Below are 15,491 nucleotides of genomic sequence, written 5' to 3'. Positions count from 1 at the left end.
TCCGCCATCCGCCATCCGAATGGAAGATTCCCGTGTACATCCCCGCACATTTCGCTGCCGGCCCCGATTCAGTCCAACAGCTGCTAAGCCGCCCGGCCGCCGCCAACCTGATCACCGCAACGGCGAACGGCATCCTCGCCACGCTCATGCCCTTTGTCTTCGACCCGACGGCCGGTGAACACGGAGCCTTGCACGGGCACCTCGCCCGCAACAATCCCCAGTGGTCCGAGCCTGCCGCCGGCGAATCGCTCGCCATCATCCAAGGTGCGGACGCCTATATTTCGCCGTCGTGGTACGCCTCCAAGGCAGAGCACGGACGGGTCGTTCCAACCTGGAACTATTCCACCGTCCACGTGTACGGCAACCTCGTCATCCACGACGATCCCGCCTGGCTGGCCAGCCATGTGCGGCGGCTGAGTGATCACAATGAAGCCGGCTCCGAGCGGCCGTGGACTGTTGACGACGCCCCCGAGCGCTACATTGCCGGCCAGCTGCGCGCGATCGTCGGCGTCGAACTCCTCATCACCCGGATCGAGGCGAAGCACAAGCTGAGCCAGAACCGGCCCGACGCCGACGTTGACGGTGTGGTGGCCGGGCTGCGGGCCCGCGGGCAGATGCAAAGCGCCGCCGACGTCGAGCACGCGCGTGAAGCCCGCGAGCAGATTCGCTGCCCACACTCCGACGCCCCGGCCGGGCCTGCTTCCTGATGGCTGATGGCTGGCCCGGCTCCTGAGCCTGGCACCGGCCGCGCCGCTAGCCCGGCCGTTTTCGCTGCGATTTCGCAGCAGCGACGCGCAGAAGGTCCTTCGCTACGGGTATACCCGTAGCGAAGGACCTTTTGCGCGTCACGCGCCCGTTTCTATAGCGGAATCCTGTGCCATCTCGTGGCCAAGGCTCAGCACCCGGAGCGCCAGGTCTGCCGTGCCCAGCTCCCCCGCTTCCAGGTCTGCCGTGCCCAGGTCCGGAGCTTCCCGGTCTTCCGTGCCCAGGTCCCCCGTTTCCAGGTCCGGAGCTTCCCGGTCTTCCGTGCCCAGGTCCGGAGCTTCCCGGTCTTCCGTGCCCAGGTCCGGAGCTTCCCGGTCTTCCGTGCCCAGGTCCCCCGTTTCCAGGTCCGGAGCTTCCCGGTCTTCCGTGCCCAGGTCCCCCGTTTCCAGGTCCGCGGCGGCACTCAAGTCCCGCCACGTCACCCCCGGCCTGCGCCGCAGGACAGTGGTCCACAGCGCTTCGACAGTCGACACGGCTTCGGTGGCTCCCGTCGGTCCCGAGACCAGCCAGCCTCCGCTGGTCGCGGCCACTTTCGGGGCTCCCGGCCAGGATTGGCAGGCCGCGTTGATCGTTTGGGCGACGATCAGGTGCTGCCGCAGCGTCCTGGTAGTCCCCAGGACGGGATCGCTCACCTCACTTCGTCCGCAGGCACCGCACATGTGAGAGACCCTCCTAGGGCATGACATCGCCGGAATTGGGCCCGAGTGTCTGCCCGACGTACAGATTGCCGCCCGGATCGCTGGCGAGAAGCAGCGCAGTCGGGGCCACCTCGGCCGCCAGCCCGAAGCGCAGCAGCGGCAGCCCGGCACGCTTCGCCGCCTTCCACTCCTCGGAGATGCCATCAACCAGGGGCGTTTCGATGGGGCCCGGGGCGATGCTGTTGACCAGCACGTTGTCTGCGGCAGTTTCAAGGGCCAGGGCCTTGGTCAGCCCCACGACTCCGGCTTTCGCGGCGCTGTAGTGGCTGAGCCCGGTTCCGCCCTTGATGGCCAGCTGGGAGGCGATGTTGATGATGCGGCCCCACTTCTGCTGCCGCATCTCCCCCACCACCTCCCGGCAGCAGAGGAAGACACCCGTCAGATCCACCGCAATCGTCTCGTTCCACATGGCCAGCGTCATGTCCTCCAGCGGCGATTCCGTCAGCAGGCCGGCGCTGTTCACGAGAATGTCGATGGTGCCGAGCTGGGAGCGTGCGGCGGCAAAGGCCGCCTTCACGCTCGCTTCATCTGAGACGTCGACGGCGATGCTTCCCGCCGCGCCCGAGCGGTCCAAGACAGCGACTCTGTCGCCATTGGCGGAGAAGGCTTCGGCGATGGCCTTGCCGATGCCGCTGGCTCCGCCCGTGACCACAACGGCGCGGCCCTCGGTGTTGCGGGAGGCCTCAGGGTTGTTCATGCTTGTCCTTCCGGGGATTTTTAGGCACGCATCTTGATGGTGAGGCCGCCGTCGACGATCAGGGACTGGCCCGTGACGTAGACAGCGTCATCGGAGGTCAGGAAGCCGATCACGCTGGCCACCTCTTCGGGCCGTCCCACGCGGCCCCAGGGGATTTCCAGACCGGCGCGCTGCAGGCCCTCGGGCCCTAGGGAGTTCACCGGATCCAGCGACTGCGGAGTTTCGATCAGGCCGGGGATTACGGCGTTGGCGCGGATGCCGCGCCGCCCCAACTCGGCGGCCACACTTCGGATCAGCCCGAGGACGCCGGCTTTGGCGGCTGCGTAGTGGGCATGTTCCTCCCACCCGTAGACGCCGCCGGCAATGGAAGACACTGCAACCATCGCTCCGCCGTCGGACATCCTCACGGACCCGGCGCGCAGGGTCCGCATCACGCCCGTGAGGTCGACGTCGAGCATGTCGTGCCAGCGCTGATCGGTCATCTCCTCCAGCGGTGAGTTGCGCAGGATTCCGGCGTTGGCCACCGCGTAGTCCAGCCGGCCGTACTCCTGGACGGCGCGTTCGGCAAAGGCGTCGACGGAGGGGGTACTGCGGACGTCCACTTCGTGGATGACCCCCTGGCCGCCGGCGGTTTTCACCAGGCGAAGGGTTTCCTCCGGGTCGTGCGGGTCGCCCGGAAAGGTGCCGATCACCGAATGCACGCCGCGGTGGGCGTAGTGGACCGCGAGGGCCCGTCCAATGCCGCTGGCCGCTCCCGTGATGACGGCCACCCTGTTCTCAGGCGTCATGGGGGTGATCCTCGAGCAGGGCCTCGGCCGGCGGCTTCGCGGCGATCATCAGAAGGCCGGAGAACAGCGTTCCGGCCGCGCCGACCCACAGGGCTGCAGCGCCGGTCCCCATGCTCGCGGCCGCCAGCGTGAACAGGAACCCGCCGAGAATGGTGCCGGGCTGGCTCATGGCGCCGATGAAGGCGGTGCCGGTGGCACGGCAGCTGACCGGGTAGCACTCGGCCATGAAGTACTGGATCGCGGCGTACGGCCCGACCAGGAAGAACAGTCCAGCACCGTAGGTCACGATGATCATGAAGGGGTCCGTGGCGATGGGGCTGAGCATGATGGTGAACGAAATGCCGGAGAGAATCCAGCCGCCGATGATGGTCCGCTTCCGGCCGATCTTGTCACCGAGCCACCCGTGGAAGACGTAGCCAAAGTACGCCAGCCCGTTGATGACGATCAGCATCCAGAAGGCATCGGAAAGTTCCACACCCTTGGCGTTCTTCAGGACGGAGCTGCCGAGAATGCTGAAGATCAGGATGCCGAAGAAGTTGAAGATCCAGGCCAAGGAGAAGACGATCGTGTTCCGGCGCAGGTGCGGCTCCCAGATGCGCTTGAGGGGGGCCGCGGAGGAGTGCTCGACGCCGAATGCATGGGCCAGGGAGTGGGCTTCCTCGGTCTTGCCGCTCTTCTCAAGTTGGGTCAGCTTGTGGTGCAGTTCGAACTGCGGCGTCTCCTTCAGTTTCTTGGCAATGAGCCACACTATGACTGCTGCCGGAACGCACGCCATCAGGTAAAGGGCCCGCCAGCCAAGGGACGGCAGGAAGACGAGGGCGAGGGCGCTGGCGAGCAGGAAGCCCAGCGGCCAGCCGCCTTGGATGAAGGAGTAGTGGAAACCGGGACGCTTGCGCTTGTCGGCGACTTCGGTGACCTGGTAGACCTCGTTCATGTAGGTCGCGTTGACGGCCTGCTCCGAGAATCCGAGCCCGCCGAAGGAACGGATCAGCACCAGCAAGCCATTGCTGAGGAACGGGATTCCGGTGGGGATCAGGGCCGTCAGGCCGGAGACAATGGCGGTCCCGCCGATAGTGGTCATCATGCCCTTGCGGCGGCCGAGCCGGTCAATGACGGGGCCGATTCCGAAGCAGACGATCGCGGTGCCGACGGCGATCCAGGTGTTGATTGCGTAGGCTTCGGTCGCGGTCCAGCCGAATTCCTGCTGCATGGCCGGCAGGAGGGTGCCGAAAAGTCCGAAGTCGAACACGGCGACGGTCCAGGCACACAGCGCCAGCACGGTGGCGGTGGTTGTGTGGTGCTTGGAGAATACCGGGAAGCGGCGTTTTTCGTCCGGTGCGGGTTGCGTTAGATCGACGGCAGGCTGCTGGATGGTCATTACTGGTTTTCCTTTCGGGGGCTGCGGGCGAGGAAGGAGTCCGCGATCTGGTCGAACGTCAGCCAGCTGACGCCTTCGTGGGAGTTGATGTGTTCGATGAGGCGCTCAAGCATTAGCAGGACCTGGGGGCGGCCCGAGACGTCCGGGTGGATGGTCATGGTGAACGCGGCCTGATCCATTTCCCGGTACACCCAGTCGAACTGGTCGCGCCACATTTGTTCGATGTCCCGGGGGCTGACGAATCCGTGGGAGTTCGGGGCCGCCTTGATGAACATCATGGGAGGGAGATCGTCCAGGTACCAGTTGGCGGGGATCTCGACGAGGTCGGTTTCCGTGCCCCTGACCAGCGGCTCCATCCAGGTCTCGGCAGCCTTGGTGTAGTCGATCTTCTTCCAGCTGTCGCCGACCCGGACGTAGTAGGGCTCGAAATCCTTGTGCATCAGGGAGTGGTCGTATTTGATCCCGCGTTCGAGCAGGATCTCGTTGGTGACCGGCGAAAATTCCCACCAGGGAGCGACATAGCCGGTGGGCCGTCGGCCGGAGACCTTTTCGATGAGTTCGATCGAGCGGTCCAGGATGGCGGTCTCCTGCTCGCGGGTCATGGCGATGGGGTTTTCATGCGAGTACCCGTGCACGCCGATTTCGTGCCCGGCGTCGACGATCATCCGCGTCAGGTCCGGGAAGGTCTCGATCGAGTGGCCGGGCACGAACCAGGTGGCGGGCAGGCTGTACTTCTCGAAGAGCCGGATGATCCGCGGGCCGCCGACCTCGCCGCTGAACAAGCCGCGGGAGATATCGCAGGGCGAGTCTTCACCCCCGTAGGAGCCGAGCATTCCGGCAACTGCGTCCACGTCGACGCCGAACGCGACTTGGATGTCCTTAGTCATGAGATCAACCTTTCACTGCGCTTTTTGTTGAGGCTTGGCTTTTTGTTGAGGTTTGGACGAGGCCCTTGGTGAAGACTTGGGCGGGAAAACTAGTCAGGGAGCGTGCCGCGCCGGACGAACGTCTCGGCAATCCGGGCGGCGGGCATGCCGAGCCTGAGCAGGAGGCTTAGCAAGACCAGCGATTGGGATGGCCTGAGCAGCCCGGAGGCGATGGCACCGGCAGCGCGCAGATCCTCGCCGCCGCCGTCGCCGTACAGGGGTACTACGGCACCGGCTTCCACGCGAGTGCTCGTCACCACGACGACGCCGGCCGCCGTGGCCTCGGCGACAACCTGGCACAGCACACGGTTGGCGTTGCCCGTTCCCGTCCCCTGGAGCACGATCCCGGCCGCGCCGGCCCGGAGAGCGGCCCGCAGGAGGGTGGAGTCTGCTCCGGGGTAGGCAGCAACAAGGTCAACGCGCGGAGAACCGGTGTCCACGCCCGGCAACGGCAAAGGGGAACGGCCGCGCCGCGCCGCCTGGATCTCGACCTCGCCGGAGTCGGACACCGATCCGACGGTTCCGAAGTCCGGGTTGGCGAACGCATCGAGGCGAGTCGTGTGGTTCTTCCGGACGCCGGCCGCGGGAAAGATGGTCCCGGCAAACGCCAGCAGCACCCCGCTTCCCCGTGCCTGCGGAGAACCGGCGACTGCGATGGCGCGGGACAGATTGCCGGGACCGTCCGGTGAGTCGGCGTCGGCCGCCTGCTGGGCTCCGGTGAACACGACCGGGCGTGGATCGTCGTGGGTGAGGTCAACGAGGTAGGCCGTTTCCTCCATCGTGTCCGTACCGTGGGTGACCACAACGCCCAGAACCTGCGGATCCGCCAGGGCTTGCCGGATCCTGGCGCAGATGGCGATCATGTCGTCGACTGTCAGCAGGTACGAACCCTTCCGGAAGACATCGACGACGCGGACCGGATGTGCCGCTGGCACCCCCAGGCTGGCGAACACCTGCTCCCCCGTGTCGGACGCCACGGCGGCTCCCCCGGCCTCGGACGCACGGGAGGAAATGGTTCCTCCCGTGGCCAGCAGCACCACGTGGGGACCAACCAAATCTGTGACTGTCATGTCCACTCCGTTTGTTTTGCATCCGTTTCCGGATGCTTACCCAATCGATTGGGTTGTTGACTAAGAGTTGTCCCTGCCATGTTTCCTGCAGATGCTCCCGGAAGTTTCAAGGGGGTAGAGACTTCGCCGCCGGCTCCCGGGATTCCTTCTACCCAATCGATTGGGTATGCCGTTTGATTGACTATAGAATGTGAGGTGCGACACGTCAAGGGTGCCTGGACCGGAGATCCGCGCAGCATGAGGCACTCTTGGGGATGACGACCGTTTGGGCTGAGGCAGGGGAATGTATGGAAGAGAGCACGGCACGCGGCCGCACGGTGACGCTGAAGGATCTCGCGAGCGAGCTCGGCATTCACCCCTCGACTGTGTCCAGGATCCTGCATTCGGGCTCCGACGTGGCACGAGGGGCCGCTTCCGTGGCGACGGCGGAGCGGGTGCGGGAGCTGGCGCGGAAGCGCGGCTACTCCCCCGATCCGCAGGCGGCCGGGCTGCGGACGCGGCGCACCCACCTCATGGGCGTGATCGTTCCCCGGCTTTCGGACCTCGTTCTGGCGATCATGTACGAGGGCATTGACGAGGCAGCGGCGGAACTCGGCTACTCCACCTTTGTCATGAATTCCCGCGACGACCCGGAGGAGCAGCGCCGCAAGACCGACTCCATGCTGGCCCGACGCGTGGACGGGCTGATCATCGGCGACGCGCACCTGGACAGCGGCCTGTTGCGGGAGCTGGCCGCCCGGAAGGTGCCGTTTGTGCTCATGAACCGCCGCGTCCATGGCTTCCCGTCGGCCACATGTGACGACGTCCTTGGCGGCGAGTTGGTGGCCGACCACTTGTGGAGCCGGGGGCATCGGAACGTCGCCGTGATCGCCGGCGAGCCCTATGCCAGCACGGCTGTCGACCGGACGGCCGGTTTTGTGGACCGCTGGCGTGAGCTGGGCGGGAAGATTCCCCGGAGCGCCGTGGTGTGGTCCCGTTTTGATACCGCCGGCGGACGGGAAGCGGCCGAGACCATCCTGGCTCACTGCAACCCCCGTCCGACTGCGCTGTTTGCCGTCAATGACTTCGCGGCCATTGGCGCCATGGGAGCCTTGCGTTCCCATGGACTCGGCGTCGGCCGCGACGTAGCGGTGGTTGGGTTCAATGACACCTCGCTGGCCGCGGAACTTCCCATCCCGCTCTCTTCGGTCCGCTCGCCCATGCTTGATATCGGGCGCACTGCGGTGCAGCTCCTTAAGGGCGTCCTGGACGGCCGGAAGGTCGAATCCGTCAGGCTGAAGCCGGTCCTGTGCGTACGGGAAAGCAGCGCCTTCGGCAACGCGTGGTGACACGGCAAGGGGATCCTCTCAGTCGAATGAGTCGAATCTGAAGGCCATTCGGGCCCGCCTCGTCCGTCAATCAATGACCCGACACGGCAGGCTCCAAGCCCATGAGTTGAGATTAGTGATCCGCCTCACAGCGTCATATCGGAAGTTCGCCCAAGGTTGAGGCTACTTTTCGTGCAAGCTGCACATGCTACTGGGCGGCCGCAACGATGCCGAGGGCGAGCATGCACGTGGCGCGGACTTCGCCGTCCGACAGGTCGAGTTTCAGCAGCTCTTCGATTTTCCGCAGCCGGTAGCTCAGCGTATTCCGGTGGATGAAGAGCTCATCGCAGACCTTCACGGAGTTCCCGCTGTGGCGCAGGTACGCGTCGAAGGTCTCCCGCAGCGAGCTGCCGCCGTCGGAGGCCAAGGGAGCCAGCAGCCGCTGGCACATTGCCACCAGACCTGGGCTGGGCAGTCCCTGCACAATGCCGGCGAGATCGGCCAGCGGCGCCTGGTGCACCCCGGGCTGTCCCAGGTGGCGGCGGGCAAGCTGAAGCGCCAGCGGCAGTTCACTGAGACCCGCGGATTCCGAGACGATGATGGAGAGCTCCGGGGCGTCCGTGAAGAATACCCGTGCGGCATCAAGCAAGTCGGCCGCCGCGTGCCGGTGCTGCAGCAAAAGAGTCGTAAGCCCGGCTTCCTCCATGAACCGCACCGTGCCGAACCCGGCCTGCAGCCCCACCCGGGCGCGCCATGCGATGGCGCGCAGTTTGGCGGGGGCCACCGCTGCTGAGCTGCCGATGAGCACTGCACCCCAGTCGCCGTCAGGATCGAACCCTGATTCGAGGGCGTAGCGGCGCAAGGGCGCGGACGGCTCGCCGCGGTCCTCATAGAGGGCCTCCATGAAGCGTGCGGCTTCGCGGGAGTGAAGGGGCGAATGGGACCCGAGGGTATAGCTCAGCTGCATGGCGATGACGGCAGCCACAGGGCCCAGAATGGGCTGCAGCACAATGTTGCTCCTGATCCCCGTGATGGCGAGCCTGAATTGCTCGGATTCGCCGCTGGGCAGGCGCAGCGCGGTCCGCGCGGTCCCGCCGTGGGCGGCACCGGCGGAAACGAGCTCGAAGGCGTTCTGGTCGATCACGGCCACCCTCGCATCGATGGCATCCGCCACCCTCTCCAGCACCTCCGCTAGGGAATGCCCGTCGGCCGCCAACCGGGTGCATTGGTCCGCCAGTTCCCACCCCTTCCGCAACTCCTCATAACGCTCGGCGGCGATGACCCGCTCCACGTGCCGCATGACCAGCAAAAAGGGGACCTGCGGCGCGAGCTCCAACAGCGGCAGGCCGTGCGCCTCGCAGGCCCGGAGCAGGCCGGCCGGCAGCTCGCTGTGGGCCGCGCCCAGGCCAAATGCCAGCCCAGAGACGGGGACGGAAACCAGCCGTTCCACGTACGCGTCCCAGGTCCTGAAGTCCTTGACGTTCAGGCCCATGCCGTTGGTCAGAACCAGGGCGTTCACGCTGAGGAAGGGCGTGGGGTCCATGTGTTCCGTGGGGGCGCACCACGTGATGGGCCGGGCCAGTCGGCCCTCGCCGCCCGCAACCCGGAGTCGGATGTTGAGATCGGCGTCGTCTGCTAAATCTGAAATTCGCACGGGACCCTCCCACTACGGCGGGGCTCCCCCGCCGGACAGTGCAATAACCATAATTGATGCCCGCAGATTCAGCGACCTGCACAATATCGGGCGTGTGAATTGCTGAGTAGCGTTGCACCCATGCAAACCAATGTGACCCCCGACACCTCTGCTGACACCTCTTCCTCCACCGCTCCCCCCGCACAACGCAGAGTACTGTTGAACTCCGATATGGGCGAAGGCCTGGGCCTCCACGAGTTCGGCAACGACGAAGAACTCATGCGCATCATCGACGTCGCCAACGTCGCCTGCGGATATCACGCCGGCGATCCTGACGTCATGGAACGGACCGTCGCGTTGGCTGCAGAGCACGGCGTGGCGGTCGGAGCGCATCCCGGCCTGCCCGACATTGTGGGGTTCGGACGCCGCCGAATGGTGCTCACCCCGGCGGAGGTCGAATCGATCATCCTCTATCAGACCGGAGCCCTGACGGCGTTCCTCGCCAAGCACGGGCTGGAACTGAACCACATCAAGCCCCATGGTTCCCTCTATGGGATGCTGGCCGGCGACGAGGACCTGATGCAGGCCGCCGCCGGTGCCGCCTTGCAGTTCGGCGTTCCGTTTTTCGGGCTCGCGGGGACCGCCCACGAAAGCGTGTGCCGGGCCATGGGGGTGGAATTCGTGCCCGAACTTTACGTCGACCTCAACTACGGTCCGGCCGGTGAGCTGCTGATCCAGCGCCGCCCGGCACCCACCGATCCCGAGGCCGCCGCCGAGCGAGTCAGCAGGGCGCTGGCCGGCAAGCCCGTCCTCGCTGTTGACGGCACCGAACTGGACATCCAGTTCCAAAGCATCTGCGTCCACTCCGACGCACCCAATTCTGTTGCAGTGGCCACCGCAGTGCGTGCGGTCCTGGGCTGAACCGATCTATCCAAACCATCTGAAAGCGAGCATCCCGTGGCAACCATCGTTTCCCCGCTCCCCGGCGTCTTCTACCGCAAGCCCGGGCCTGGCAAGCCGCCTTTCGCCAACGAAGGCGACGCCATCGAGGTCGGCCAGACCCTCGGCATTATCGAAATCATGAAGCAGTTCACCGAAATCCAGTCCGATGTGGCCGGCACCCTGGAGTCGTTTGAGGTCAACGAGGGCGACATGGTCAACCCTGGCGACGCAATCGTCATCGTCCGGGAAGGATAGCCATGAAGAAACTGCTCATCGCCAACCGCGGCGAGATTGCCGTTCGCATCGCCAGGACCGCCCGCGAAATGGGCGTCGAGACTTTCGTGGTGGCCAGCGAAGCCGACGTCGAATCCTTGGCCGCCCGGTCCGCTGACCACGTCGTCGTGGTGGGTCCGGCGCCTGCCACCGCCAGCTACCTGAACCAGGACGCCATCGTCGCCGCGGCCGTGGACAACGGCTGCGATGCCGTCCATCCGGGCTACGGGTTCCTCTCCGAGAATGCGGACTTCGCCCGGAAGGTCGCTGATGCGGGCCTGATTTGGGTGGGGCCGCGTGCGGACGCCATCGCGATGATGGGCAACAAGTCCTTGGCGAGGGAATCGGCCCGGAAGGCTGGTGTCCCCGTGCTCCGCGGCTCGGACGGGCCCCTCGATCCGGCCGCCGACGCCGTAGAAATCGCCCGTGGCATCGGCTACCCCCTCGTGATCAAAGCCTCCGCCGGCGGCGGCGGCCGGGGCATCCGCTTTGTTCACAGCGAAGGGGAGCTTCTTGGATCCATTGAGCAGACCCGCGGCGAAGCGGGGGCCGTCTTCGGCGATCCCACCGTTTACCTGGAACGCTTTGTGCAGCATGCCCGTCACGTGGAGGTACAGGTCCTCGGCGACGGCACAAACTTCATCCATCTCGGCGACCGCGACTGCTCCATGCAGCGGCGCTCCCAGAAGGTCATCGAAGAGGCGCCGGCGCCGGACCTCCCGGACCACGTCCGCCAGAGGATCCGGGAATCCTCCGTGGAACTGGCCCGCGAGTGCGGCTACAGCGGCGCCGGAACGGTCGAATTCCTCTACGACCCGGTCAACCATGAGGCCGCGTTCATCGAAATGAACACCCGTATCCAGGTTGAGCACCCGATCACCGAGCAAATCACGGGCGTCGATCTGATCCGCGAACAGCTGCAGATCGCGTTCACCGGGGCGATGTCCCTCAGCCAGGACGACATCACATTCAACGGCCACTCTATCGAATGCCGTATCAACGCCGAGGACCCCGACCACCACTTCTTCCCCAGCCCGGGCATCATCACGGCCATGGACTGGCCCGCGGGCGCAGGCATCAGGGTGGACACCGGGGTGGAGACCGGTTCCACGGTCACTCCGTACTACGACTCCCTGATGGCCAAGCTGATTGTGCATGCAGACACCCGCGCATTGGCCATTGGGGCGATGCTGACGGCCCTGGATGAGACCCGCATCGAGGGGGTCAAGACCACTATCCCGGTGCATAAGAAGCTGCTGAGCCGGCCCGAATTTGCGGCCGTCACCCACCATTCGAAATTCCTTGAAACCGTCCCCGATCTGATGGAGGCACAATGAGCAGCCCGGAACCCGCCGTGTTGGAGGCCCGCTACACCTGGGGCGGAGACGAATTCCTGTTCGTTGAGGTCTCGGAGTCCATGGGCCTGGCAGCGAACTTCAGGGTGATGTCCATCGCCGCGAAGCTCTCGGCCATGCAGCTGCCCGGCATCGTGGACGTCTGTCCCGCCAACGCGTCGCTGCTGGTGAGGTTCGATCCCGACGTCCTGCCGCCGTCGACCCTTGAAGAGACCGTCCGGACCATTGAAGGGGACCTAACGCACCATCACGACCATTCGCTGGAAACCCGGATCATCGAGGTTCCGGTCTGGTACGAGGACCCGTTCACGGCGGAAGTGGCCGAACGTTTCCGCGAAGGTTTCCATCAGGAGCCCGGCGGCACCGACATTGACTACGCAGCCAAGGTCAACAACCTCAAGGATGCCGCCGAATTCATCCAGCGCCACCATGAGCAACCGTGGCTTGTCTCCATGGTCGGCTTCGTCGCCGGCCTGCCGTTCCTCTTCCAGCTGGTGGAGCGGGAAAAACAACTCGAAGTCCCCAAGTACCTGAGTCCCCGCACCGATACCCCCAAACTCACCGTGGGCCACGGCGGCTGCTTCGGCTGCATCTACTCCGTGCGGGGTGCCGGCGGCTACCAGATGTTCGGGGTGGCTGCCGCGCCCATCTTCGATCCTGCCCAGTCCCTGGCCGATTTCAAGGACTTCATGGTGTTCTTCAGGCCGGGCGACATCGTGAAGTTCAAGCCGGTCACCGAGGCTGAATATAACAACATCCAGACCGAGATCTCCGCCGGGACGTTCCGCTACCGGCAAGTGCCCGTGACATTTGATCTGTCCAAGGCGCTGGCGGATCCCGAAGGCTACAACCAGGAACTCATGGAGGCCCTCAATGGCGTTTGACATCAAGAACCCCGGACTGGCCACCACGGTCCAGGACCAGGGACGCACCGGCCACTACAACGTGGGCATCCCGCAGAGCGGTTCCATGGACCAATACTCGGCGGAACTAGGCAATGCCCTGGTGGGCAACACCGCCAAGGAAGCCGTCCTCGAATGCACGTACTTGGGCCCGGTGCTGACCACCGACCAGGATGCCGTCGTCGCCGTCACCGGGGCACCGGTGGACGTCAAGGTCAACGGCGAAACCCGGCCCCAGTGGACCCGGCTGCAGCTGAAGGCCGGCGATGAACTCAGTTTCGGGGTCATCCGGGGCGGCACGCGCTACTACATCGCGGTCCAGGGCGGCATCGATGTCCCCAAGGTGCTCGGCAGCCGGTCCACCTACAGCCTGGGCGCGATCGGCGGGTTCCAAGGCCGCAAGCTGGAGACCGGTGACCAGGTTCCGGTGGGTGCCCCGCTCAACGGCGGAGCCCTGCCCGACGCCGATACAGTTCCGGAGGAATTCCGTCCCGTCTTCGCCAAGGAACAGGCCGTCCGGATTGTCCTTGGCCTGTACGACCACCGTCTCACCGACGAGGGGCTGGACAGTCTTCTCCACAGCGAGTGGAAAGTGACCCCCGTGGCTGACCGGATGGGGTTGAGGTACTCAGGTCCCGGAGTGCAGTGGAAGGAGCGGGAGCAGCCATTCGGCGCCGGCTCCGATCCGTCCAACATTGTGGATGCCGGCTATGCCGTCGGGTCCATCCAGATTCCGGGCGGCACCCAGCCGATCATCCTGCACCGTGATGCCGTCTCCGGCGGGGGTTACGCCATGGTGGGCACGGTCATCAGCGCCGATATGGATCTGGTGGCCCGCGCCGCCCCCGGCACGTCCACCAGGTTCGTGGCCATCAGCCTGGACGAGGCCCTGGTGGCCCGCAAGGAACTCGCCGAGCTCAAGAGGAACGCCCGGGCGGCCATCGGCGCGGGCAGCTGAGCTACGGGACGGCGGACTGTGGCGGACTGTGGCGGATGGCCCCGAAACGGGAGCCTTGTGCTTCTGCGCCGGCGGGTCCTTACTGGTGGGAGGAGACCAGTCTGTCCGCCACCAGGACGGGATATCCCAAGGATCCAGCTCCCGGTTCAACGGCCTGGGCGGCAGGTGCTCCGACGTCGGACCTGGATCTAGGAGGACAGTCATGTTCGCTCGCGTCAGCACCTACCAGCCCGGCCCGGGCAGCTCCGGGGCACCCTCAGATGAGACCGTCAACCGGGTGCTCGAGCTGCCGGGATGCCTGGGCATCTATTACTTGCTTGGGAAGGACAACAAGTCACTGTCCATCACGCTGTGGGAGGACGCGGCCGCCCTTGCCGGCAGCGGGCAGGCTGCCGGCAAGATCCGCTCCGAGACCAGCGCGGAACAGCACATGCAGATCCTGGGCGTCGAGGAATTCGAAGTGCTGACCCGGCACCTCAAGGAGTAAGTCCCAGAAGGAGCGCGGGCCAAGAATCCAGGACGGCCGAGAATCAGTCGCCGCCGGGGGTGGCCCCCAGGGAGGATCGGCGGAAGTCGGTGTGCCACACGTCTTTGTCGCGCCCGTCCCGGTCGGTGAGCACGTATTCTGGCCAGCGGTCGAACGCGGAGCAGGGATGGGACAGCCCGAAATCCACGGTATCGGTGACATTCAGTCCGGTGACGCCGGTAAGGACTGCGTGATGGTCGAAGAGATTCCGCACCTCTGCGGCGGCGCCCTTCTTTTCGGCACCGTCCGTCTTCCGGGCCGACAGGAAGATTGGCAGTCCGGCGTCGTAGGGAAGATCCCGTTTGCCTGCCCCGACGACGGCCATCCCCGCTTCCGGGGTAGACAGGACGACGGCGCGAACGGATATCGCTGGAATGAGTCCCGGAACGGGGCTGACGGCGGCATACGTGCCGTGATCGTGGGTGACGTAGCAACCTGATCTGAGAATGATCCGGGTTCCAGGCACCTGGCCGCCGTCGGGAAGGAACTCGACCACGCGGTCCGGGAACGCGGACCCACCCATTGAATAAATGGGGGCAGCCGTCTCAAAAAACTTCGCCGCCTCCAGATACACGTCCCGCACCAGCCGGCAGTGTCGGTCGACCGCGGTGACCGTATCCTCCGCCCTGCTGTTGGGCACGACGCCTTCGTACCCGGCAACCCCCACCAGCCTCAGTCCCGGCGTGGCCCGGACCAGCTCAGCCAGCAGCAGACCCTCATCCAGGCTGCGTACTCCTGTGCGGCCGCCGGGTGTGCCGACGTCGATCAGCACCTCAAGGTCGATCGCCCCGCCGTCGAAGATTTCCCCTGCCGTCCTGACCCCAGCCGCAGAATCAACGAAGCAACGGATCTCCCGTCCGGGATCTTCCTCCAGCCACGTGCGGACACGCGTTAGTCCGAGCCTGTCGACGATTTCATTGGCCACGAGAACGCGGTCATGTCCCCAAGCCAATGCCGAGGCGACCTGATCCACGGTGGCGACGGTGACACCGACGGCGCCAGCAGCCAGCTGCCGCTTGATGATCGGCGCCGACATCGTCGTCTTGACGTGCGGGGCGAGTTCCACGCCCCGCTCCCGGCACCACGCCGCCATGACCTGGATATTGTTGTCAAGGGCATCGCCGTCGAGCCGCAGCTGCGGATACCCGGGTCCCTTTACGATCTTTGGCGCGAAGTCTCCATCGGCCCCACCCTGGCTCTCGATCAGCTGGCTCACACTTCTCCCGATTCTTAGGTCCCAAAAGCTGCTTCGACACTAGCTGCTTTGACACTC

General features: G+C 65.5%; 16 protein-coding genes. 8 read left to right on the top strand and 8 right to left on the bottom strand.

The features are described from left to right. Positions 1 to 32 precede the first annotated feature (32 nt). Positions 33 to 707 carry an FMN-binding negative transcriptional regulator gene (locus AC1DKQ_RS09730; RefSeq protein WP_476918878.1) on the top strand — a complete coding sequence of 225 codons (675 nt, stop codon included), beginning with the start codon at positions 33 to 35 and terminating at the stop codon, positions 705 to 707. Positions 708 to 845: 138 nt separating this feature from the next. On the opposite strand, the gene AC1DKQ_RS09725 is transcribed toward AC1DKQ_RS09730, so the two are convergent. The 6 genes from AC1DKQ_RS09725 to AC1DKQ_RS09700 all read right to left on the bottom strand — a co-directional run bounded on the left by AC1DKQ_RS09725 (position 846) and on the right by AC1DKQ_RS09700 (position 6,322). After that, the gene (locus AC1DKQ_RS09725) at positions 846 to 1,397 is read right to left on the bottom strand and encodes a hypothetical protein (protein WP_476918877.1); all 552 of its coding nucleotides are present in this window, start codon (positions 1,395 to 1,397) and stop codon (positions 846 to 848) included. A gap of 40 nt (positions 1,398 to 1,437) precedes the next feature. Continuing rightward, entirely contained in the window at positions 1,438 to 2,160 is a 723-nt protein-coding gene (locus AC1DKQ_RS09720; protein ID WP_476918876.1) for an SDR family NAD(P)-dependent oxidoreductase, read from the bottom strand. A 20-nt stretch (positions 2,161 to 2,180) separates the two neighbouring features. Further along, a complete protein-coding gene (locus AC1DKQ_RS09715) occupies positions 2,181 to 2,948 on the bottom strand; it encodes an SDR family NAD(P)-dependent oxidoreductase (RefSeq protein WP_476918875.1) in 768 nt (255 codons plus the stop codon). Next, complete coding sequence (locus AC1DKQ_RS09710; protein WP_476918874.1) at positions 2,938 to 4,326, bottom strand: MFS transporter; 1,389 nt, start codon at positions 4,324 to 4,326, stop codon at positions 2,938 to 2,940. The genes AC1DKQ_RS09715 and AC1DKQ_RS09710 overlap by 11 nt, the downstream gene beginning before the upstream one ends. Further along, positions 4,326 to 5,213: a polysaccharide deacetylase family protein gene (locus AC1DKQ_RS09705; protein WP_476918873.1), complete on the bottom strand. Its 888-nt coding sequence runs from the start codon at positions 5,211 to 5,213 to the stop codon at positions 4,326 to 4,328. The genes AC1DKQ_RS09710 and AC1DKQ_RS09705 overlap by 1 nt, the downstream gene beginning before the upstream one ends. Before the next feature lie 89 nt (positions 5,214 to 5,302). Beyond that, a complete protein-coding gene (locus tag AC1DKQ_RS09700) occupies positions 5,303 to 6,322 on the bottom strand; it encodes an asparaginase (protein WP_476918872.1) in 1,020 nt (339 codons plus the stop codon). Between the two features lie 287 nt (positions 6,323 to 6,609). On the opposite strand from AC1DKQ_RS09700, the gene AC1DKQ_RS09695 reads away from it, so the two are divergent. Beyond that, positions 6,610 to 7,650: a LacI family DNA-binding transcriptional regulator gene (locus AC1DKQ_RS09695; RefSeq protein WP_476918871.1), complete on the top strand. Its 1,041-nt coding sequence runs from the start codon at positions 6,610 to 6,612 to the stop codon at positions 7,648 to 7,650. 187 nt (positions 7,651 to 7,837) lie between these two features. Here the strand turns inward: AC1DKQ_RS09695 and AC1DKQ_RS09690 are convergent, their stop codons facing one another. Next, complete coding sequence (locus AC1DKQ_RS09690; protein WP_476918870.1) at positions 7,838 to 9,283, bottom strand: PucR family transcriptional regulator; 1,446 nt, start codon at positions 9,281 to 9,283, stop codon at positions 7,838 to 7,840. A 120-nt stretch (positions 9,284 to 9,403) separates the two neighbouring features. On the opposite strand from AC1DKQ_RS09690, the gene pxpA reads away from it, so the two are divergent. From pxpA to AC1DKQ_RS09660, 6 genes are all read left to right on the top strand, one after another. After that, positions 9,404 to 10,183, top strand: coding sequence for a 5-oxoprolinase subunit PxpA (gene pxpA / locus AC1DKQ_RS09685; protein WP_476883579.1), 780 nt, complete (start codon positions 9,404 to 9,406; stop codon positions 10,181 to 10,183). Between the two features lie 36 nt (positions 10,184 to 10,219). Further along, positions 10,220 to 10,459 carry an acetyl-CoA carboxylase gene (locus AC1DKQ_RS09680; protein WP_091561899.1) on the top strand — a complete coding sequence of 80 codons (240 nt, stop codon included), beginning with the start codon at positions 10,220 to 10,222 and terminating at the stop codon, positions 10,457 to 10,459. A 2-nt stretch (positions 10,460 to 10,461) separates the two neighbouring features. Next, a complete protein-coding gene (locus AC1DKQ_RS09675; RefSeq protein WP_476883578.1) occupies positions 10,462 to 11,814 on the top strand; it encodes an acetyl-CoA carboxylase biotin carboxylase subunit in 1,353 nt (450 codons plus the stop codon). Further along, positions 11,811 to 12,716: a 5-oxoprolinase subunit B family protein gene (locus AC1DKQ_RS09670; RefSeq protein WP_476883577.1), complete on the top strand. Its 906-nt coding sequence runs from the start codon at positions 11,811 to 11,813 to the stop codon at positions 12,714 to 12,716. Before AC1DKQ_RS09675 ends, AC1DKQ_RS09670 begins: the two co-directional genes overlap by 4 nt. Further along, positions 12,706 to 13,692, top strand: a complete 987-nt coding sequence (locus AC1DKQ_RS09665; RefSeq protein WP_476883576.1) for a 5-oxoprolinase subunit C family protein — start codon at positions 12,706 to 12,708, stop codon at positions 13,690 to 13,692. The genes AC1DKQ_RS09670 and AC1DKQ_RS09665 overlap by 11 nt, the downstream gene beginning before the upstream one ends. Positions 13,693 to 13,894: 202 nt before the next feature. After that, on the top strand, positions 13,895 to 14,179 hold the full coding sequence (locus tag AC1DKQ_RS09660) for a hypothetical protein (RefSeq protein WP_476883575.1): 285 nt from the start codon (positions 13,895 to 13,897) through the stop codon (positions 14,177 to 14,179). Between the two features lie 43 nt (positions 14,180 to 14,222). On the opposite strand, the gene AC1DKQ_RS09655 is transcribed toward AC1DKQ_RS09660, so the two are convergent. After that, positions 14,223 to 15,434 (bottom strand): alanine racemase, encoded by a 1,212-nt coding sequence (locus AC1DKQ_RS09655; RefSeq protein WP_476918869.1) that lies wholly within the window; start codon positions 15,432 to 15,434, stop codon positions 14,223 to 14,225. Between the last annotated feature and the right edge of the window lie 57 nt (positions 15,435 to 15,491).

Source organism: Arthrobacter sp. 05L421, assembly GCF_056397785.1.
The sequence above is the reverse complement of the archived record's forward strand: the minus strand, read 5'-3'. Positions and strand labels throughout refer to the sequence as shown.